This window comes from Pseudomonadota bacterium, assembly GCA_040752895.1.
Taxonomy (GTDB): Bacteria; Pseudomonadota; Alphaproteobacteria.
In genome coordinates this window covers 614,525-634,184 of sequence record JBFMHN010000001.1, presented here as the reverse complement: position 1 = coordinate 634,184, position 19,660 = coordinate 614,525, and the positions used below count along the sequence as shown (strand labels likewise).

Here is a 19,660-nt window from a genome sequence, read left to right as displayed (position 1 = left end):
ATGGTGAGGCTGACCGACCTTACGATCGCCGCGGCGCGCGAGGGCCTGCGCAAGAAAGACTTCAGCGCCAGCGAGCTTGTTAACGCCCACCTCAAGGCGGCTGAGGCGGGGCGCGGCCTCAACGCCTTCATCACGGAAACGCCGGAAAGGGCGCTTGCCGCGGCCAAAGCTTCGGATGCACGCCTTGCCAGGGGCGAAGGCGGGGCGCTGGAAGGCGTCCCGCTCGCCGTGAAGGACCTTTTCTGCACGGCAGGGGTCCGCACGACCGCCGCCTCCCACATTCTGGATGGTTTTACGCCCCCTTACGAATCGACGGTGACGGCAAACCTGTGGGAAGCCGGCGCCGTGCTGGTGGGAAAGACGAATCTGGACGAGTTCGCCATGGGGTCTTCGAACATGACGAGCTATTTCGGCCCCGTCGAGAATCCCTGGCGGCGTCGGGGCGACATGCGCCCGCTCGTTCCCGGCGGTTCCTCGGGCGGCTCGGCGGCGGCCGTCGCCGCCAGGCTTTGCCTCGGCGCTACCGGCACGGACACCGGCGGCTCCATCCGTCAGCCCGCCGCCTTCTGCGGGATCGTCGGCTTGAAACCCACCTATGGCCGCTGCTCGCGGTGGGGGATCATCGCCTTCGCCTCTTCCCTCGATCAGGCTGGCCCGATGGCGCGTACCGTGCGGGACGCGGCCATCCTGCTGGGTGCGATGGCGGGCTTCGACCCCAAGGATTCGACCTCCGCCGATCTGCCGGTTCCCGATTACGAGGCAGCGCTTAAGGCGGGTGTTCGCGGGCTCAAGGTCGGCATCCCGAAGGAATACCGGGTGGACGGCATGGCGCAGGAGATCCGGGATCTATGGGCAAGGGGCCGGGCGTGGCTGGAGGAGGGCGGGGCCGAGATCGTCGAGGTTTCACTCCCCCACACGAAATACGCCCTTGCCGATTACTACATCATCGCTCCGGCCGAAGCCTCCTCGAATCTCGCGCGTTACGACGGCGTCCGCTACGGCCTTCGGGTCGCGGGCAAGGACCTTGCCGATATGTACAAGAAGACCCGCGCCGAGGGTTTCGGCCCGGAAGTGCGGCGGCGGATCCTCATCGGCACCTACGTGCTGTCGGCCGGTTACTACGACGCCTATTATCGGAAGGCGCAGAAGGTGCGCGCGCTGATCGCCGCCGATTTCGAGGCGGCCTTCCGGAAAGTGGACGTTCTTCTTACGCCGACAACACCTACGCCCGCTTTTCCGATCGGGGAGAAGACGGACGACCCGATCGCCATGTACCTGAACGACGTCTTCACCGTCCCGGCCAGCCTGGCGGGCCTGCCCGCCGTTTCGGTGCCGGCCGGCCTTTCGGCGGATGGGCTTCCTCTGGGGCTGCAGCTGATCGGGCGCGCCTTCGACGAGGAGACGGTCCTTCGCGCCGCGCAAGCGCTGGAGGATGCCGCCCCCGATCTGGCAGGCCCGGGAGACGGGGCATGACGCAGGCGGCAACCGGCGGCCAGGGGTGGGAAATGGTGATCGGCTGCGAAGTGCACGCCCAGATCGTCTCGCAGGCGAAGCTTTTCTCAGGCGCGGCGACGGCCTTCGGCGCCGAGCCGAACACGCAGGTTTCCTTCGTTGACGCGGCGATGCCAGGGATGCTTCCCGTCCTCAACGAGGTGTGTGTCCGCCAGGCGATCCGGACAGGCCTTGGCCTGAAGGCCGAGATCAATCTTTTCTCCGTCTTCGACCGCAAGAATTATTTCTACCCGGACCTGCCGGCGGGCTATCAGATTTCACAGTGGAATCACCCGATCGTGGGGCGAGGGGTCGTCCTGCTCGACTTTCCCGACGGCAGCACGCGCACGGTCGGCATCACGCGGCTGCACCTCGAACAGGACGCCGGCAAGAGCCTCCACGACCAGCACCCGAACCAGACCTATGTTGATCTGAACCGCGCCGGCGTCGCCCTCATGGAAATTGTCTCCGAGCCGGACCTGCGCGGCTCGGAGGAAGTCGGCGCCTACCTTCGGAAATTGCGCTCGATCCTGCGCTATCTCGGCACCTGCGACGGCAACATGGAGGAAGGCTCCATGCGGTGCGACGTCAACGTTTCGATGCGACGGCCGGGCGCGCCCCTGGGCACGCGCTGCGAGATCAAGAACGTGAACTCGGTCCGCTTCGCCATGCAGGCGGTCGAATACGAAGCCGCCCGGCAGATCGCGATCCTCGAAGCGGGCGGCCACATCGTGCAGGAAACGCGGCTTTTCGATGCTGCAAAGGGCGAGACGCGGCCGATGCGGTCGAAGGAGGAGGCCCACGACTATCGGTATTTTCCCGATCCCGACCTCTTGCCGCTTCGCCTGACCGAGGCCTATGTCGCGGAAATCCGGAAAACGCTTCCGGAACTGCCGGACGAAAAGAAGCGGCGTTTCATCGAAGCCTACGGCCTGTCGCCTTACGACGCCGGCGTGCTGGTGGCGGACCAGGAAAGCGCCGATTACTACGAACGCGCGGCGAAGGGGCGCGACCCCAAGCTTGCCGCGAACTGGGTGATCGGTGAGCTGTTCGGGGCCCTCAACAAGCAAGGCGCGACCGTCGCGGCGAGCCCGGTTTCGGCGGAAAATCTGGGGGGCCTCGTCGGGCTCATCGAGGACGGGACGATCTCGGGGCGAATCGCCAAAGACGTCTTCGCCGAAATGGTCGAAAGCGGGAAGCCCGCGGCCGATATCGTCGCGGCGAAAGGCCTGCGCCAGGTGACGGATGTAAGCGTCATCGAAAGCGCGATCGCTGACGTTCTTGCCTCCGAGCCCGACAAAGTGGCCGCCTACAAAGGCGGCAAGGAAAAGCTTTTCGGCTATTTCGTCGGCCAGGTAATGAATACGACCCAGGGCAAGGCGAACCCGCAGCTCGTGAACGAGATTCTCAAGAAGAAGCTTTCCGAATAGCCGGCTTGTTTGCCGGAATCTTATGGCCCGGTAGCCTGGAAAGCTTATAGTAGCAAGCCCTTCAAGCTGAGGGTGGCTGGTAGTGCGAAATCTTGTCAAAGTCGGCAAAGGCACGATAAAGACACTGGCGGAGCGGCTTGGATACAAGATTATCGGGCTGCCGCAAATTACGTCGCGTTATCCTGATGACCTGGCATATGCGTTGAATGTTCCGACGGCCGGTTATGCGCCATGGCTTTTGGATTCTGATTTTCGGTCCGTATTTAATAAGGTTTCCGATCACACACTTCTTGATGAATACCGCGCCTACGCATTGTGGTCACTTGCCGGCGAAGCGGCGAAGTTACCGGAGGGCGATGTAATCGAGGTGGGGGTTTGGCGGGGCGGCAGCGGATGCCTCCTAGCCAAGCGGTTCGCAACCCTTGCCCCCTCTGCGGTAGTATATTTAGCCGATACCTTTTCCGGAGTCGTCAAATCATCGTCTGTAGACAGAGGCTATGGCGATGGTGCGCATAGTGATGCTACGCGTCAAATCGTCGTCGATCTGGCCGAAGGAATTGATGCCCACGTAGAAATTATGCAGGGCGTTTTTCCCGACGAAACCGGGCATGCTGTAGCTGGCAATAAGTTCCGTTTTGCACACATAGACATTGATGTTTACGAATCGGCCAAGGCGATTCTTGATTGGTTATGGCCGCGGCTGTTGCACGAGGCCATTGTTGTTTTCGATGACTATGGGTTTGTTTCGTGTCCAGGAATCACGCATCTGGTCAATGATCGGCGTCAAAAGAAAGATTGTATTTTCATCCACAATCTTACGGGCCAGGGGATCTTAATCAAGCGGACGAAGTAAAGGGCCAGCACTTCTAAAATTTGGCCATCAAACGGGCGGCACGCCGGGGACATGGTTGCCCTTCGGCATCCAGCCCGGAACTATCTCTTATAGCGATGCCGCCGCGACGTTGACGGCGGGAATCTCCGCATCCACGGCGTTCTTCGGAACCACCCTGACCGCCGATCGGGCCGTGACTTCGGCGGGTGGGTTTCAGGGGGCCAAATTCCGGATCGCCCGTCCGGCAGGGGGTGCTTTCAACCTCAAGGTGGGGACCGGCTCGCTGGCGGCTTTTGCAACAAATCAATGGGTTGAAATCGAGCACGACGGATAGAGCTGGCTCGTCACGGTGAAAAGCAGTCTATAAGCCGCGTTGCGGGTCCAATTTTGGTCCTGTACGTTCATTTCATGCGACCGCGTCACAAGCATTTTGCGAAGAAGGCTCTCGGATTCTTTGGCATTCGGGCCAATAAGATCCCGAGATTTTTGATGGCAGACTACTTCTCGCGGGTTCGCGCGATGGGGTTCCGTCCTCGAACGGTGATCGATGTTGGCGTGGCGGATGGAACCTTCGACCTTTACGAAGGGTTTCCCGACAGCCGGTTTCTTTTGATCGAGCCGATGGTGGAGTTCGAGCCCGCTTTGAAGCGGATTTGTCGTCAGCACAACGGCATTTATGAGATCGCTGCCGCCGGATCGCGGAAGGGTAGCGCGCAAATCCACTTTGGCGCAAACCTTCACGGCGCCTCCCTCGTTGCTGAAGACGGCGGCGAGCGGTCGGTTTCAGTCATCACCGTAGACGCCCTGGTCGAGCAACACCAAATGAAGGGGCCGTTTGTCCTGAAGATCGATGTTCAAGGCGCGGAGTTCGAGGTTATAGAAGGTTCGGTAAAGACCCTTGAGCAAACGGAAATCGTAGTTCTCGAAGTGCCGCTGTTCGATTTCTCGAAGACCGGCATCACCATGGTCGAGGCCGTTCTGAAAATGAAGGAGCTGGGGTTCGTTCCACACGACATCTTCGACGGGCTTCTCCGTCCGCTCGACGGCGCTTTGGGGCAAGTCGATATGGCATTTGTGAAAAAGCGGGGCCAGTTCCGGGATCGTGACGCTTGGGTGTCTCGCACGCAGGCGCAGCGACGCAGGCGCTTCGATAGATTGCGACAAATTCTCGGTATCTAGAATGCGAGGCGCCTCCGGGCGCCTTTTCCTTTTAGGGCGGCCCCGATCTCTTTGCAGATGGATCGGGCCCAACCCCTACACACTTATGGAGCGCGCAATGGCTGAAAAAATGGCGAAACGTGATCGTTGCCAAAGGGTCGCCCTTGGGGCGACGCAGTTACGACGGCGGTAGGCGGCCTCATATCTTCACAGTTCAAGGGAGCAGTCAGCTAGGAGGCGGGCTATGGCGAACCTTGCCGAAATCTCGACAGCGATTGGAGCTTCTGAAAGAGGGGCAAGACAGAAGTCCGCCGGGACTCGATTGCGAGCGCGTCTCCTTCTATGATAAAAGACATGTAATTCTTCTTGCGAAGTCCTAGATATTGCGCGTGCGGAGATATTGCACATGCAGATTCCCAAGGTATTGGAGATAGTAAAAATGCGAATTTCGGCTTTTCGAGCCGTAAGCCTTTCCGCTTTTCTGGCCGTTTCTTTGATGACGGGCCTTGTTCTTCCGGCCGTGGCCGAGGAGGACGGCTGGTATCTCCGCGCCCAGGGCGGCGGCAATTTCGCGGACGATCCGGATATCTGGGGCACCGGGGGGACGGTCTTCAACCGGACAAGCGATATCGCCACCGGCTATGTGGCGGGGGCGGCGCTGGGCCGTGCTTTCGGGAAGCTTCGCCTCGAAGGGGAATTCCTCTACCGCCGGAACGGTCTCGATGCACTGAATGGGGTATCGACGGGGGTTTCGGGCGACCGTTCGGTTCGCAGCGCGACGGCGAACCTTCTTTACGACATCTATTCGTTCGAAGCCTATCCGGACCGGCCTTTTGATCTCTATGCCGGCTTCGGACTCGGCGTGGCTAGGGTTTCCCTCGACGACGTGACGGAAGGGGGAGCCTCCTTGGTTGACGATAGCGACAGCGTTTTTGCCTACCAGGCGCTGGCCGGTATTCGTCATCGTTTTGCCCCGCAATGGTCGGTCAACCTCGATTACCGCTATTTCGCGACGGAACGGCCGGAATTCGGGCTGGTCGCCGGCGGTACCGTCAAGTCGGACGTCGAGGATCATTCGGTCCTGTTCGGGATCACCTGGCATTTCGGCGCGCCCACCAAGGCGGCGCCTGCGCCGGCTACGCCTTCGGTGATGCCGGTAGCGGCTCCGGCGCCTGTTCCCGCTCCCGCACCGGCGGCGCCCGAAAAGAAAACCTTCCTTGTCTTCTTCGATTGGGACAAGTCGGACATCCGCCCCGACGCGGCTGCGATCTTGACGGAAGCCGCAACGGCCGCGAAAGGGGGTGCGCTTACTGTTGTTCTCCGGCTGGTCGGCCATGCCGACCGTTCCGGACCGCGGCCCTATAACCAGAGGCTTTCCGAACACCGGGCCCTGGCCGTCAAGGATTTCCTTGTTGGCCAAGGCCTGTCCGCAGATGTGATTGCGACGCTTGGCAAGGGCGAAGACGACCCCCTCGTCGCGACACCGGATGGCGTGCGCGAACCCAGGAACCGCCGCGTCGAGATCGCGCTTCCCTAAAGACCAAAAATTATTCGCTGTTGAGTTTTAGTCGGCCTCGGCCGCCACTTCACGGACAACCAGCCGGGTGGCCGAGGCGGCGGGCTCGGTTTCCCGCGCCAGCAGGTTTGCGGTCACGGTCGTATAGGTTGAGAAACTGAAGCCTTCGAGTTCGGCGTCCTTAAGGCCAAGCGCCGTCTCGGCCAGCCTTGCCCGGGATTGGCAATAGGCCGTTTCGCGGATGCTGGTGAGGGAGGCGTGGTTGGCGAGCGTCGTGAGGAAGGCGTCGAAGTGGAAAGCGTGCGCGGCACCGTGGGTCTTGCGGAAATGGGCGCGGAGCGTGTCGGCGCTGCGAATGAGCGCCGGCGAGAAGTGGCGTACGAACGCGTTGTATTTTTGGGCAAGCGTCTGACCGATGTCACCTTTGCAGGCGAGTGCGGCCACCATCAACTCGGACTGGAGCAAGCGGATGGATGCCGCCTTGGCGACCTCCGCGCCGGGTTCTTCGGCCGCGGCCTTCGGCAAGGGCAAGGCGCAGGCGCAAAAGACCGCCAGCGCCATCGGGATCGCCCCTGCCAGTTTCATCTTTAATCCCCCGTGCGGGCGGCTTTTCTTTGCCGGCCGATCGTTTTTCGTTTCCTGCAGAGGATCGCACCCTCTCCCTTAGGAAATTGTTAACGGAAAAGCCTAGGCAGGGGAAGCGGTTACGTCCTAATCTCCACCGCCGGCCGGGCGCGCGCACGAAGTCTCTGGAAAGGCTTGTGGATTTGGAAAAAACCGCGGCACTTGCATTGACAAGGTCGCGGGCCGCTCGCTAGAACGGGCCGGCGCTCGGCGTTTCGGGTAGGCGAGGAGGGGTGGCCGAGAGGCTGAAGGCGGCGGTTTGCTAAACCGTTATAGGGCGTAAAGCCCTATCGAGGGTTCGAATCCCTCTCCCTCCGCCAAGCGCAGCGGCCCCCGTTTTCGGGGCCGCTTCGCGTTTGGGGTGCTGTCAGTCTAATGCGAACCAGTCTCCAAAGTATACGATGGCGAGGTTTTCACGCTGCAAGATGACGCCACTCGGCCAGTGCGGCGGCACGGTTTTCTTTGAAGGTTTCGCGGCGGTTCAGGTGACGGTCGAGGTTGAAATGATTGTGGATCGAGGCATGGGCAGAGGCAAATTTTTGCAGGGTCTTGATATCCCTGAATCTGGCCATCGCTCCTTCCCGTCGTCGAAATGGCTGGTGTGAGTTTTCGGCACGCTTGTTGAGCCAGCGCCAGTTCGAATACGAATGGTGCTGTACCCGCCGCTCCCGGATCTCCGCGGCAAACATCGGAACAAACCGGTTCCACCAGAAACGCGCCGTCTCGTGGCAGATATCGATGCCGCGTTCGTGGAGAAGATCCTCTACCTGCCGCAGCGAAAGCGGGTAACGGATGTACATCATCACCGCGAGGCGGATTACCTCGGGCGAGCTGTTGAAATAACGGAAGGGATTTTGCATCCCCGGAGGCTATGGAATGCTACACTCCGCCTCAAGCCATTTACTCTGACAATGCCCGCCAAATGCACCACGTCTCCGCGTTTCCCAATCTAGTTGTTGCTTTTCCAGTTCGTTTTTGTCAGGGGATGGCTCAATCCTCTCTGATGAACTCCCCGTCCTATTCTAACCGGATGCCAATTTCAGGCCCATCCAACTGACCGCGAAGATATGGCATAATGCAACCCGATCACCGCGATTAGAGCAATTATTAGGCGTTCTAAGATACCCTGTATGAATAGCCCCTATTTTTTTGGACAAAACTTATCAGGACGAAGACGAGGATGAGGCATGAGGCATGAGGCATGAGGCATGAGGCATGAGGCATGAGGCATGAGGCATGAGGATGCCAACCTGGAAGAGCGCTGAACGCCGCACTTTCGGAGGTGACGGCCATGAAGGCCAAGCCAGCCCCCTGTCACTCAAATGGCGACGTGTCTGACTGATCATGTCGCTGCGGATGATAAGCGATTTTGGCCCTGCGGGATATTGCGTCCTGCTGCCCGCTGTGCGGTCGGAAGTTCGGCAGGGTTGCCAAAACACAAGAACATATCTTTCCCCGCTGGCTGCAAAAACATCACAAACTGGAAACGGCCCGGCTGACCCTGCCGAACTTCATCGGCAAGACCTACAAGAGCGTTAGGATCGATGTTTGCGAGAAATGCAATCATCAACGCTTCGGCCGTCTGGAGTCCGAAATTGCGCGCCACGTGTGTTCGGGCGACGCGTTTTCCGCTGTGCAGGAGCTTGATCCGGAACTGCTTGCACTCTGGCTTGGCAAGATTCTCTGGCTGCTATGCCGCAAAGGCCATGCTTACCAGGATCACCGGACGCGCGACGACCCGGTGCCAGACAGTATCGTCCCGCAGGTCTTTATGCCCGGCATAGCCTATCTCGGCATGATCGAGCGCGCCTACGCGATGCGCAAAGATATGTACACATGCTATCTCACCGATCCGCCGATCCCGGAGTTCTTCTACGGCCCGCCTTATTCGCTCTATGTTGTCGAGATAGACACACGGGATACACGGTTCGAGGCGTTCGATTTCGCCGACAACCTGATCACGCTGGGCGCGGCGTTAAGGGCCGGCAATCTTGGCCTCATCTGCGCCTATGACGGCGGGGTCCATCGCCAATTCAGGCTCCACAGGTTCCAGCATCTGATTTGCGAGAAGCTGCATCCCATACAGTTCGGCGAGCTGGCGGCGCGGATTTTCTACGATCACACCGTCCTGCATGAAGATGCGCTGCGTGTCCAATATTACTGGAACAAGCCCTTGGGCGCCGTTATCGCGCAAACGCAGACACCGCGCTCTTTCGATCCGTTCCTGGCCAAACACCACAATCCCAAGCGGCTTGCCACAATGATCGGGCGTTTTACCTACGCCGACCCAAAAAAAATCCTTCATGAGAGTGGACGAATTTTTACCTGCCTTGAGGACCACGAGGGAAATTTCCTGCACTACGCCGTCACCGAAGAGGAGATCGAGGCCGCGCGGCGTGACCCCCACCAGATCCTTATGGAACCGCTTGAATCCCGATGGCGGACGGATGCGGGCTCCTGTTGACCTGTCCCTACCAAAAACTATATCCGGACTTTTGCTCTTGACCATTTGACGGATCGTGCAACGATCCGGTGACGATGTTGGCTTTTCTCAAGTCCCTTCTCTGGGGTTTAGCCCGACGCGTTCTTGTGGGCTCGTCGATAGGTGCTGAAAACATAGCCCTCCGTCATCAGGTGGCCGTTCTGCAACGCCAGATCGGCCAACGCCCAGAGCTTACCCCTTGGGACCGCCTGCTTTTTGCAGCGCTTTATTGCTTTCAGCCAGCTGTTCCGCGATGGATCGCCATCGTCCGCCAGGTGTCGTTACCAACAATTTCATCCGGTTGGAATCCTGCCTTTCAATGTCCAAAGCACCGCCAATTTTGTCCAACAGATGAACGATAGCACGGGGCTTGCGTGTGCCAGCAAGCAGGTCCCAAAACCTCTCTGTTTCGGGCCATATTTTCCCTGTTCGGTTCCGAAAATTCCCTGTTTTGCCGTTTAGGGAATTCGTCAAAAATGCCGACTAATATCAGCCGGTTATCGATAGGTTGAGAGCTCAATCAAGCCGATTCTGCGAAAATTCCCTATATTTTCTCCGTTAAACAGGGGATTGGGCCGGAGACGAGTTCGCGCAAGACTGCCCGCTCCTGCAAAAATTTGCCGCCGCCCATGCCTCTATCCACAATCATTTCAACCACGACCGCCACCTCAACCGCCGCGAAACCTTCAAAGAAAACCGTGCCACCGCACTGGTCGAATGGCGTGAGCTTGCAGCGTGAAAACCTCGCCATCGTATACTTTGGAGACTGGTTCGCATTAGACTGACAGCACCGCTTGCCACATATTTGTTACAGCATTTGCCCTCAGCGGTTACAGAAATTCTGCCACGTTTTTTCTTCCAATTAGAGATTCTTCGAAGGAAAAAAAGGGGCACAATGCATCGATTAGCCGCCATTCCATTAGTGGTATCGAGTTTGATGATGTCGGGCTGTGGCACTACGTTTGAGGATCGTACCTTGAGTGGGGCGGGCATTGGCGCCGCCGGGGGTTCCATCATCGGCGCTCTGACAGGTCTCTCTGTTGTCGAAGGTGCTGCCATTGGCGCTCTGGCCGGGGGAGGTGTTGGTGCCGTTACTAGTCAAGAGCAGGTGAATTTGGGTGAGCCGATCTGGAAGCAGCACGCAAACAACGAGCCCCTTGTAAAGGCAACCCAGCAGGAACTGGCGAAAGCGGGCTACGATCCCGGTTCAGCAGATGGCAAGGTCGGGTCCGACACCGTGACCGCGGTTAAGGCTTACCAGCGTAGCCATGGCCTGTTGGTAGACGGGCATGTCAGCCCCGAGCTTTTACAGCATATACGGCGAACGAACAGCTAACCCTGCGGCGGCGCCAGCCAGGGCTGCGCCCATTGGGAAGGGCAGGTTTATGCGCGGGGCAGCCACAAGGTGACCCGCAAGCCCCTTTTGGGAAGATTTTCGGCACGGACGTTTCCCCCCAAGGCTTCGCAACAACGCTGGACGGTCCATAGGCCGATGCCGAAATGCGTTTCGTCATCGGCCCTTGCGGCATCGCGCTGCGAAAAATGCCGCTCAAAAATTTGGGGCAGTATCTCATCGGGAACCCCGGGTCCCTCGTCCTCGATCGCTAGTCGGGCCATGTTCCCGTCTATTGAAAGACGCCCGTTGACCCTGCCCTGCGCCGGCGAAAAACTCACCGCATTGTCCAACAGGTTCTCGACCATGGTTTCGATCATTTCCTCGTTCGCCATTACCGTCATGGGGCCTTCGAGCTGCAGGTGAATCCGCACGTTTTCGGAGAGAAGCGTTTGCGTGTAACCGCAAAAAATTTCTTCCAGCAACAGGTCAAGGCGAAGGGAATGTTTCCGGACGTCCAATAGCATCGCCGTCGTCTTTTCGAGGTAGCGTGCGGTGCCAATCAGCGAGTCGAGACGCTCAAGCGCGCGAGAAATCCGCTCAAGCGCGCGAGAAGCGTTCGCGTCTTTGTCGGCGACCGCACGTTTCAACGGCTCGATCGACTGAGAAATGATGGCAATGGGGGTCTTGAAGGCGTGCGCGTTTTCTTCGGCTGCTTGGTAGATTGAATCCGCAAGTCGCTGCATCGATTCAACCAACGCATCGAATTCTTTGGCGACGGAGTCCAGTTCTGGAATCCGGTTGAGATCGGAAAAAGAGGTGTTCGTTTCTCGGTTCCGTATATCCTGGGCCTGCTTGGCGAAGCGCCGGACGTTTTGCCAGGCAGCGAAAAACAAGGAGGCGATAACCAGCGCCATCAACAAGTAGATCACGGTTGCGAAAAGAATTTCCGGCGACTTCCAGTAGGGCTTGTCCAGCGCTGCGCCTGCCATTTCTTCAGTAGAGGTGGCGATTAAAACGATCCAGCAGCCGGCTTGCGTCTTGAGAGGGATAACCGAAGTTAGGATTTCTCTTTCCCCGGCCGGATTGACATGATGGGTAGCAAGGGCCTGGTTTGCTTCGCAGGTGTCCCGCACGCGGCCCAGGATGCCGCTTGCGATCAATTCCTTCCGTTCTGTCTGAAGGTATTCTGCCGAAATGGGCGGCATGGAAGCAACATAGAGGACCGTGTCGCGCTTCTCGCCCTTGACCGGCTGGAACAAAAGCTTCACCCGGAAACGGTTTGTCGAGAATGATCGCAGCTCGTCTGACAGCGTTGCGATCTTTTCCGCGTTCAGGTTTGCAAGTCGGCCACGCAAACTTTCCGCGAGGATCTTCCCCTGATCTTGAAGACTTTGAAGCAGCAAGGTTTTTTGCCGTTCGTCTGCGGATTGGAGTTGCCCGTAGATGATAATTGGAACCATCAGAAAGATAAAAAGAAGCAGAACGAATTTGGTCGAAAAGGATCGCAGGACTTTCTTCTTCCATTGCAAAGAATCAGGCAATTCAGGATTTTCCATGCCGCCAACGGTAACCGAACCCAGGATAGTTCTCGATATGGTCGAACGTCTGGTCGATGTCCCGGAATTTCTTCCGTATTCGCTTGATGAAATTACGAATATTCGAGCGATAGCTTTCCGAATCGGCACCTATATAGAAGTCTTCGTCCCGCACCAAATTGTACAATTCGCGATAGCTGACGTCCTTTTCCGGCTGCGTAGCCAGATAACGAATCAACTCGAACTCTCGAAGGGTCAGCGGCACCTGCTTGTCCTTCCAGAAGGCGCGGGAGGTATCGAGATGCAATTTTAGATTCCCGTCCTGCAGAACGTCATCGGTTGTCGCTTCGCTTGCTGGCTTCGTTTTGCCACCCTCCAAAATCAACCCGATGCGCCGCAGCAGAATGGAGAAACTTCGTGATTTTTCAACAAAATCGACCGCACCGCCCGCTAGCGCCGCTTCCTCGTACATCTGGTCTCCCAGTGCCGTGAGAAAGATGACCGGAATCGCGATTTGTGATTCCCGCATCTTCCGCAGAACCTGAATCCCGGTCATCTTCGGCATGCGCCAGTCCAGCAACAGCAAGGTATGGCGATCGCTATTAAGCAGTTCTGCTAATGCGTCGGGGCCGTTTGAATGGGTGGAAACGTTGAAACCGGACGCTTTTAGGTTCTCGACTAGCGATTCACGAAACAGGTCGTCATCGTCCACGACCATAACGTGTTCACGATTCGAAAAGCTGGTTTCAGTTGCCATGATAGGAAAGGAATGTCCGCACACATTGTCGTCGCGCCGATTCAGTATCCTCTTCAGATTTCAAATCGTAGACAAGGGTTTGCTTCTTCTCGGTCTGGAGGTCGAGATAGAAGTACAGCGTTAACCGGCATCGATCGCGCTGGTACTCCCAAACCGTGGCGGGAGAGGCATCGCCGGTCCTGACGGGTAAGCCGAGGCGTTGGCTGACCTGTGACTCATTAAGGCCAATCAGAACGCCCAATGCATTCTCCGCTGGCAGCAAGGTGGCGTTGCTTTTTGTCTCTTTTTTCTCCCAAGGCAGAGAAAGAGGGTGGCAGGCCGAAAGCAGCAGGGAAACCAATATAACGGATGAGACGGGAGGGCGCATGCGGTTTGTATCGTATGGACGTTAAAGAAAGGGTCGCCGTAGTCCGGTTTCCATATTTTTCCATCCAAGAAACAATATGGCCTGCCTCACCTTGCGTCGACACCGTGGCAAAGAACAAAAAATTTATTACATTCTATATAGTTCTCGGGCGGTCAGGAATATCGATGTCATCATTCCACATGCCATAAAAAAGATACAATCGTGTGGTGATGTATCCTTTTTCGGCCTTGCTTGCTAAGCGTCATTACGTAACGCATCTTGATTCCCACCAAATGCATTGAGCGGCACACGAAATCACTGCCCTAGCCATCAACCTGTCGTGGTGTTGCGAGAAAATTTGGAAAAAAAGGAGGTTCAAGATGCAGAAGGTGAGAACGACTCGTTTCTTTGTCTTTACTCCCGCCTTGATTGCGGTGGGCCTGTTGAGTCAGGCGCCTGCCTGGTCGCAGGAGTTTACACCCATCCTCTTGACGAAAGTAGGAGTCACGCAGCAGCAAGCGGCCATGGAAAGCAAATCACTGATAGGCCGTAATGTGCAGGACGCTGAGCACGAGACAATCGGTACAATTAAAAAACTGGTCTTCGACACGAAGGGTAAAGTCAGCCATGTCGTGCTCGCTACCGGTGGCTTTCTCGGTCTTGGCGAGAAGTTGGTCAAGGTTCCTTATGATCGCCTGCAGATTACGGCCAACGAAATCCTGCTATCGGTGAGCGAGGAAGAATTCAAGACGATGGAACCCTATGAGGAGGCCAAGTCTTGACCGCACCCCCTGGAGAAACGTTCCACGTTTCTCCCTATGCCTTGCCCCGCCAGTGGCGGGGCAATTTTTACGGCGCTCCATAAATTACCTCTCCTTATTACGCCAAAAATACGAGATGGCCGTCAGGCTGTTCCGTGACGACTGGAAGGTTTTGGAAAATAAAATAAGGAGATTTAAGGAGATTAAAGATGCAAAAAATAAAAGCCCTTTATTTCCTCAGTTCCGCCTTGGTTGTGATGAGCCTGCTGGCCGGAGGATCTGCCTGGTCGCAAGGGCCAGCCGCCATCCCGGCGCCGCCCATCGGGCCTATTCCGAAGGAGGGATTCTTGCAACATCGGACAAACCTACAAAGCAAATTGCTGTTGGGCCGCACCATACAAGATGAACAACACAGGAAGTTGGGCACCCTCAAAAACTTGCTTCTCGATACGGACGGCAAGGTTAGCCATGTCGTGCTCGCGACAGGCGGCTTTCTCAGTCTTGGCGAGAAGCTGATCAAGGTTCCTTACGACCACTTACAGATTACGGCGAATGCAATCGTACTACCGATAGGCAAAAACGCATTGGAGACGATAGAATCTTATGAGGAAATCCAGTCTTGAGCGAATTTGTCCAGCAAAGCGGGCTCTCCTTTGGTTCTGCGCCTTGTCCGGAAAATGATGGTTCTTGGTTACACGAAGGATACGGCCAGCCTGGCAGGCTGGGCCTTTGAAGTGGTCGGGAAAAATTGGGAAACCAATTAAGGAGGGAGGTTGAACCATGACGATAAGGGTTACACGCCGCTTCGGATATCGGGGAAGTCTGGCACTTCTGCTGGCGTCGTTGGCCGTCACTGGTGCGACCAAGGCCCAGAACGTGCCAGTCTATCAGCAAGAACCACCGGTATCTTTACCGATGGATCCGCGGTGCGAGGAGAATCCTGAACCGCCGGGCTGTAAGTAATGGCAAACCGGATGCGTTTACACAGATACAATAGGCCGTTGCTCGATATGCCTACTTCCAAGCTGCATGGAGAGGATATTTCTCAACGGAGTCCAAAGACTCTTCTAATCGTTGATAACGACCTACTTCAAGTTAAGGAATTGCGGGAGTTTGTAACGGCAATCGGACTGGAGTGTGTCGATGCGTTCAATGGCTTCGAGGCTCTTGCAAAAATACGCCAATATCCGATTGGTATCGTGTTGATGGATATTCGAATACCGGGCATGGATGGCATCGAGACACTGAATCACATCAAGAGGAAGCATCCAAATCTTCCGGTCATTCTGATGAGCAGCTATCATGAAAAGATCATCGAAGCCAATCAGGGAAAGCTGGATGCCTTCGCCATAATCGAGAAGCCGATCCCGCTTCGTTCGCTGGGCAGATATCTCCGCGAAAAGCTGAATGCCAACTCTTGAGAAACAACAGGAGTTCGGGTCAACCATTGATGTTAACTTGTGAAGCCAATTTTATACGTTACAGAAGACAATTTAGCTGAGGCTCAAAAATAGACACATTAAACTTTTGACGGCTGTTTCAGTGACATGTTGGTAGGTAATGACGAATTCAGTACGATATTAAATGGTCACCTCAACCACTGAGACATTTTCAAACGAAACCGCGCTACCGTGCTCGCTGAATGGCGTCAATTCGCCGCGTGAGAGCCTTGGCCACTGCTGATCTGCCAGGCTCGATCCGTTTAGTCTGACAAAGCCTGATTAATCCGACAAAGCTTGACGCTTGTTTGCGCTTGCGAAGATTGGTCTGACAATATCCCATTGACGCCCGCCTGCACGTTCAGGCTCGCAACAAACCCTGTTTCCAAATCCAGCGTTCTAGGCTACCATTGAAGTTGAGGTCATAAGTTACTTGGGAAATGTCAGGTTAAAAACGATCGTCCAGTTTTCTTCTTTGGCAAAGCGGAGATTGGTGTGTTGCCGCTGCATCGAAGAACGCCTGAGAGTAACCATCCTAGAAGATCGACACCTGCGCAGGTCTTGGCGCTGGTCACATTTCTTCTTTTGTTTGGGGATATGCCAGCCCTCGCCAACGAAGCGGATTCACGGCAGCTCTTCGGACGAGAGACTTATCAATTCTCCGATCTTAAAGCATTGACGAAATGGACGGGCGCGCTCGAACGCTACTTCGCCGAGAAGGGGGTTGCGGAAGGAAGCTGTGAGGAAAACTTTCTTACGCGCTGCCATCTGCAGGAATGGATCCGTTTCCTGCACGGTTTACGCGGCAAGGACCGGTGGATCCAGATCGAGGCAGTCAACCGTTATCTGAACGCCGTTCCCTATTTGGAGGACCCGATCAACTACGGCGTGCCAGAGTATTGGGCTACGCCCAGCGAACATTTGAGCCGACAAGGCGATTGCGAGGATTACGCGATCGCAAAATTCCTTTCACTGCGCGAGCTGGGCTTCGCGGATAAAGATTTGCGGGTCGCGGTTGTACAGGACCTGAACCTGCGCGTGCTTCACGCCGTGTTGGTGGTCTATGATGGCGATCAGCCATATATCCTCGACAGCCAGACTCGCTATGTTCTTCCAGCTTTTGCCATCCTCCATTACCAGCCAATCTATGCCGTGAACGAAGCCCACGGGTGGCTCTACCGGCCCTTCTGACCGTGCAAGTTTTTCTTAATTCCTGGCTAATAACGTCTATGGGGCACGCCTTTTTAATTTTCCACCGTTAGGCATTGGAGCTCATTGTAGCATCGATAGTGTCATTGGGCTCTGATTGGGCATCCCAAAATGTGCGATCCCGCCACTAACGATAGCGATCTCGATACGCAAGATCGATCATGGACTGACATGATGTATACCAAGATCAATGTCTTTGAACTCGGTGGACATCGTTATGGCATTTCCTTGGCCGACACTCGGGGGTTTTTCCGCGTTCCAAGCATCGTGCCGCTTCCGAAGGCACCCCCCATCATCGAAGGCATTATCAATGTCCGCGGCGCAGTGATTCCGGTATTGGACGTTCGCAAGCGGTTCCGCCTGCCCGAAAAACCTCCACATCCGGCAGATCATCTTGTCGTGGCGCAGGCAGGTTCGCGCTTGGTCGCGTTGCGTGTCGATCGAGTTCTGGGCATTGAGGACGTGGATCCAAAAGACATAGAAACCGCGATGGCGATCACGTCAAAAACGGAATATTTGGCCGGGGTGGCGAAGCTTCTGGATGGCCTGGTACTGATTCATGACCTGCGCACATTTCTCGCCGATTCCGAAGTCCGGGATCTTAACGAGGCGCTCGACAATTCTTCAGCGGGTGTTCCATGAATTCTGTAGCTACGGCTGATTCTACCTTTAATGCGATAGCTGATTTGGTACGCGCTCGCACGGGGCTTATTTTTTCACCAGCCCGGTACTCCGACATCGAAACTGGCATTCGAAAGATCATGGCAAAGACGGGGATTGCCGACCCTGGAGAATGCCTTGAATGCCTTGAAGCGGACTCACTCTTGCTTGACGAGTTGATAGCCGAGCTTACAATTGGGGAGACATATTTTTTTCGTGAACCAGATCATTTCGCCTTTATCCGGGAAGTCGTCATTCCCGAAGTGCGGCGGTTGCGCGGCGCGGAACACACCGTTCGCGTCTGGAGCGCTGGCTGCGCCAGTGGAGAAGAGCCCTACTCGCTCGCCATTCTATTCGAGGAGGAAGGCTTTTCTGAACGAACCCGAATTCTTGCCACGGACATTTCGCGAGTGGCGTTGGCCCGGGCTCGGAAGGCCGCTTACGGTGTCTGGTCGCTCAGAGGCGACGGGGCGCGTCTTGTTGGCCAATACCTTAGCCATTCGGGCGGTCGCTTCGAGCTCGCTGAGCGCTTCCGTCAACGGGTCGAGTTCGCATATCTCAACTTGGCGCAGAATGTTTACCCGACGTTCGCGACAAATACTTGGGGTATGGATCTGGTATTCTGCCGTAACGTCCTCATTTATCTCGACGCAAAGACAACCCGCTACGTCGCGCGGCATCTCTATGAGTCCCTGGCCGACGGTGGCTTCCTGATTACGGGCCCATCCGATCCTTCACTCGCGGAGCAAGCCCCCTACGAGACTCTGACGACCCCGTCCGGAGTCATCTATCGAAAGCCTACCAACCCCACTCGGCGGCTAGTAATTCCTCCGGCCGCGCCTGCCGTTAGCGATCTTGTCGTTCCACCCCTCGCCACCACGCCTAACAAGTTGTCAGCGGCTATATCCGCTGCGCCTGCTGAGCAGTGTCTTTCCACCCTATCGTCGGCTAACATACTCGCCGAGGCTCGCGAAGCTCTTGCACGGGGAGACAACGCCCGCGTCATTGAACTGACACATCCTCTGGGAACAGATGTCGCAGCGATCGCACTCAAGGTGCGCGCGTTCGCTAACCTTGGTGATGTCGAGACGGCCACTGAGATGGCCTCGGAGGCTGCTGCAACGTATCCTGCTGCTATAGAAATTGGCTATCTACATGCGGTTCTCCTTATGAACTTCGGTCGCTATGGCGAGGCGGACCGTGTTCTGCGACGCGTTCTCTACCTGGACCGATCGTTGGCAGTCGCACGGTTTACTCTTGGCGCGACGCTTCAACGACTCGGAAATTTCAAGGGGGCGGTGCGCGCCTATCGTAACGCCTATGATATAGCGGCCCAACGGTCCCCGGAAGAAATTGTGCCGCTGTCCGATGGTGAAAAAGCCGGACGGTTGGCGGCGGCAGCAGCGACTCGGATAGAGGTCCTAGAATCGCTTCTGGAGACCAGCAGATGAACACGAAAGAGCGTACCGGTTCCATCGACTGGCAGACGGTTCGCGCCCACGTGAAACGGGCCGAAATAGCTTTGAAGGAAGCCCTGAATCCTTCGCCCGAGCGCGCGAAAGCAATTATGGATGCCCGTGCCCGAGCGTTATCGCAGGTGCCGGCACCAGCTCGACCGCCGGGCGTCGGCGTTGATGTTGTTTTGTTCGGTCTGGGAAAGGAGTGCTACGCCATCGAGGCACGCTTCGTGCGTGAGGTTGTTCGCTTTTCAGATTACGCCCCCGTTCCTGGAACGCCCGAATTCATCGTCGGCGTTACCAACCTTCGCGGTGTCTCGCTTGCCGTCGTCGACCTTCGTCGGTTCTTCAACGTTCCCCAAAAGGGGGTGACGGACTTATCGCGCATCATCGTGCTGGGAACCACGCAAGTCGAGTTCGGTATTCTTGCTGATGAAGCACATGGTCAAATCGAGTTGACAGTGAATGATATCCTGCCGGTTCCCGACGAGGTGTCAGGAATCGGCCGTGCCTACCTGCGGGGCGTGACCGGGGAAGCGTTGATCATCCTCGATGGCGCGGCCTTGCTCGGAGACCAACGGTTGATAATCGGAAACGAAAAAGAATCGGGCATTTAGTCCGAGAGGA

Annotated in this window: 20 protein-coding genes, 1 tRNA gene and 1 pseudogene; 17 read left to right on the top strand and 5 right to left on the bottom strand. The window is 56.6% G+C overall.

Features of this window, described 5'->3' with window-relative positions; genetic code table 11:
* The 6 genes from gatA (at position 1) to AB1781_03215 (ending at position 6,448) form a co-directional block, all read left to right on the top strand.
* Positions 1–1,473 (top strand): Asp-tRNA(Asn)/Glu-tRNA(Gln) amidotransferase subunit GatA, encoded by a 1,473-nt coding sequence (gatA, locus tag AB1781_03240; protein MEW5703586.1) that lies wholly within the window; start codon positions 1–3, stop codon positions 1,471–1,473.
* Positions 1,470–2,921, top strand: a complete 1,452-nt coding sequence (gatB, locus tag AB1781_03235; protein MEW5703585.1) for an Asp-tRNA(Asn)/Glu-tRNA(Gln) amidotransferase subunit GatB — start codon at positions 1,470–1,472, stop codon at positions 2,919–2,921. Before gatA ends, gatB begins: the two co-directional genes overlap by 4 nt.
* 82 nt (positions 2,922–3,003) lie before the next feature.
* Positions 3,004–3,774 (top strand): TylF/MycF/NovP-related O-methyltransferase, encoded by a 771-nt coding sequence (locus AB1781_03230; GenBank protein MEW5703584.1) that lies wholly within the window; start codon positions 3,004–3,006, stop codon positions 3,772–3,774.
* 55 nt (positions 3,775–3,829) lie between these two features.
* Positions 3,830–4,087 carry a hypothetical protein gene (locus AB1781_03225; GenBank protein ID MEW5703583.1) on the top strand — a complete coding sequence of 86 codons (258 nt, stop codon included), beginning with the start codon at positions 3,830–3,832 and terminating at the stop codon, positions 4,085–4,087.
* 155 nt (positions 4,088–4,242) lie between these two features.
* Positions 4,243–4,932 (top strand): FkbM family methyltransferase, encoded by a 690-nt coding sequence (locus tag AB1781_03220; protein ID MEW5703582.1) that lies wholly within the window; start codon positions 4,243–4,245, stop codon positions 4,930–4,932.
* Between the two features lie 418 nt (positions 4,933–5,350).
* A complete protein-coding gene (locus tag AB1781_03215; GenBank protein ID MEW5703581.1) occupies positions 5,351–6,448 on the top strand; it encodes an OmpA family protein in 1,098 nt (365 codons plus the stop codon).
* Between the two features lie 27 nt (positions 6,449–6,475).
* Here AB1781_03215 and AB1781_03210 read toward each other — a convergent pair whose 3' ends face one another.
* The gene (locus tag AB1781_03210; protein ID MEW5703580.1) at positions 6,476–7,012 is read right to left on the bottom strand and encodes a hypothetical protein; all 537 of its coding nucleotides are present in this window, start codon (positions 7,010–7,012) and stop codon (positions 6,476–6,478) included.
* A 266-nt stretch (positions 7,013–7,278) separates the two neighbouring features.
* On the opposite strand from AB1781_03210, the gene AB1781_03205 reads away from it, so the two are divergent.
* A tRNA-Ser gene (locus AB1781_03205) sits at positions 7,279–7,371 on the top strand.
* Between the two features lie 93 nt (positions 7,372–7,464).
* On the opposite strand, the gene AB1781_03200 is transcribed toward AB1781_03205, so the two are convergent.
* The gene (locus AB1781_03200) at positions 7,465–7,911 is read right to left on the bottom strand and encodes a DDE-type integrase/transposase/recombinase (protein ID MEW5703579.1); all 447 of its coding nucleotides are present in this window, start codon (positions 7,909–7,911) and stop codon (positions 7,465–7,467) included.
* 509 nt (positions 7,912–8,420) lie between these two features.
* Between AB1781_03200 and AB1781_03195 the strand changes: the two genes are divergently transcribed.
* The 3 genes and pseudogenes from AB1781_03195 (at position 8,421) to AB1781_03185 (ending at position 10,869) form a co-directional block, all read left to right on the top strand.
* Positions 8,421–9,515 carry a hypothetical protein gene (locus AB1781_03195; protein MEW5703578.1) on the top strand — a complete coding sequence of 365 codons (1,095 nt, stop codon included), beginning with the start codon at positions 8,421–8,423 and terminating at the stop codon, positions 9,513–9,515.
* A 625-nt stretch (positions 9,516–10,140) separates the two neighbouring features.
* A pseudogene (locus tag AB1781_03190) lies at positions 10,141–10,272 on the top strand (IS6 family transposase).
* A 156-nt stretch (positions 10,273–10,428) separates the two neighbouring features.
* Entirely contained in the window at positions 10,429–10,869 is a 441-nt protein-coding gene (locus AB1781_03185) for a peptidoglycan-binding domain-containing protein (protein ID MEW5703577.1), read from the top strand.
* 47 nt (positions 10,870–10,916) lie between these two features.
* Here the strand turns inward: AB1781_03185 and AB1781_03180 are convergent, their stop codons facing one another.
* The 3 genes from AB1781_03180 to AB1781_03170 all read right to left on the bottom strand — a co-directional run bounded on the left by AB1781_03180 (position 10,917) and on the right by AB1781_03170 (position 13,528).
* Positions 10,917–12,272, bottom strand: a complete 1,356-nt coding sequence (locus AB1781_03180) for a HAMP domain-containing sensor histidine kinase (GenBank protein MEW5703576.1) — start codon at positions 12,270–12,272, stop codon at positions 10,917–10,919.
* 139 nt (positions 12,273–12,411) lie between these two features.
* A complete protein-coding gene (locus AB1781_03175) occupies positions 12,412–13,161 on the bottom strand; it encodes a response regulator transcription factor (GenBank protein MEW5703575.1) in 750 nt (249 codons plus the stop codon).
* A complete protein-coding gene (locus AB1781_03170; protein ID MEW5703574.1) occupies positions 13,151–13,528 on the bottom strand; it encodes a hypothetical protein in 378 nt (125 codons plus the stop codon). Before AB1781_03170 ends, AB1781_03175 begins: the two co-directional genes overlap by 11 nt.
* Positions 13,529–13,887: 359 nt before the next feature.
* Here AB1781_03170 and AB1781_03165 point away from each other — a divergent pair, with 359 nt between their 5' ends.
* The 7 genes from AB1781_03165 to AB1781_03135 all read left to right on the top strand — a co-directional run bounded on the left by AB1781_03165 (position 13,888) and on the right by AB1781_03135 (position 19,650).
* Positions 13,888–14,289 (top strand): PRC-barrel domain-containing protein, encoded by a 402-nt coding sequence (locus tag AB1781_03165; protein MEW5703573.1) that lies wholly within the window; start codon positions 13,888–13,890, stop codon positions 14,287–14,289.
* Positions 14,290–14,477: 188 nt separating this feature from the next.
* Positions 14,478–14,891 carry a PRC-barrel domain-containing protein gene (locus AB1781_03160; protein ID MEW5703572.1) on the top strand — a complete coding sequence of 138 codons (414 nt, stop codon included), beginning with the start codon at positions 14,478–14,480 and terminating at the stop codon, positions 14,889–14,891.
* 339 nt (positions 14,892–15,230) lie between these two features.
* Entirely contained in the window at positions 15,231–15,689 is a 459-nt protein-coding gene (locus AB1781_03155) for a response regulator (GenBank protein ID MEW5703571.1), read from the top strand.
* A 615-nt stretch (positions 15,690–16,304) separates the two neighbouring features.
* Positions 16,305–16,898, top strand: coding sequence for a transglutaminase-like cysteine peptidase (locus tag AB1781_03150; GenBank protein MEW5703570.1), 594 nt, complete (start codon positions 16,305–16,307; stop codon positions 16,896–16,898).
* Positions 16,899–17,027: 129 nt separating this feature from the next.
* A complete protein-coding gene (locus AB1781_03145; GenBank protein MEW5703569.1) occupies positions 17,028–17,558 on the top strand; it encodes a chemotaxis protein CheW in 531 nt (176 codons plus the stop codon).
* Positions 17,555–19,027 carry a CheR family methyltransferase gene (locus AB1781_03140; protein ID MEW5703568.1) on the top strand — a complete coding sequence of 491 codons (1,473 nt, stop codon included), beginning with the start codon at positions 17,555–17,557 and terminating at the stop codon, positions 19,025–19,027. The genes AB1781_03145 and AB1781_03140 overlap by 4 nt, the downstream gene beginning before the upstream one ends.
* On the top strand, positions 19,024–19,650 hold the full coding sequence (locus AB1781_03135; GenBank protein MEW5703567.1) for a chemotaxis protein CheW: 627 nt from the start codon (positions 19,024–19,026) through the stop codon (positions 19,648–19,650). The genes AB1781_03140 and AB1781_03135 overlap by 4 nt, the downstream gene beginning before the upstream one ends.
* The last annotated feature ends 10 nt before the right edge of the window (positions 19,651–19,660 follow it).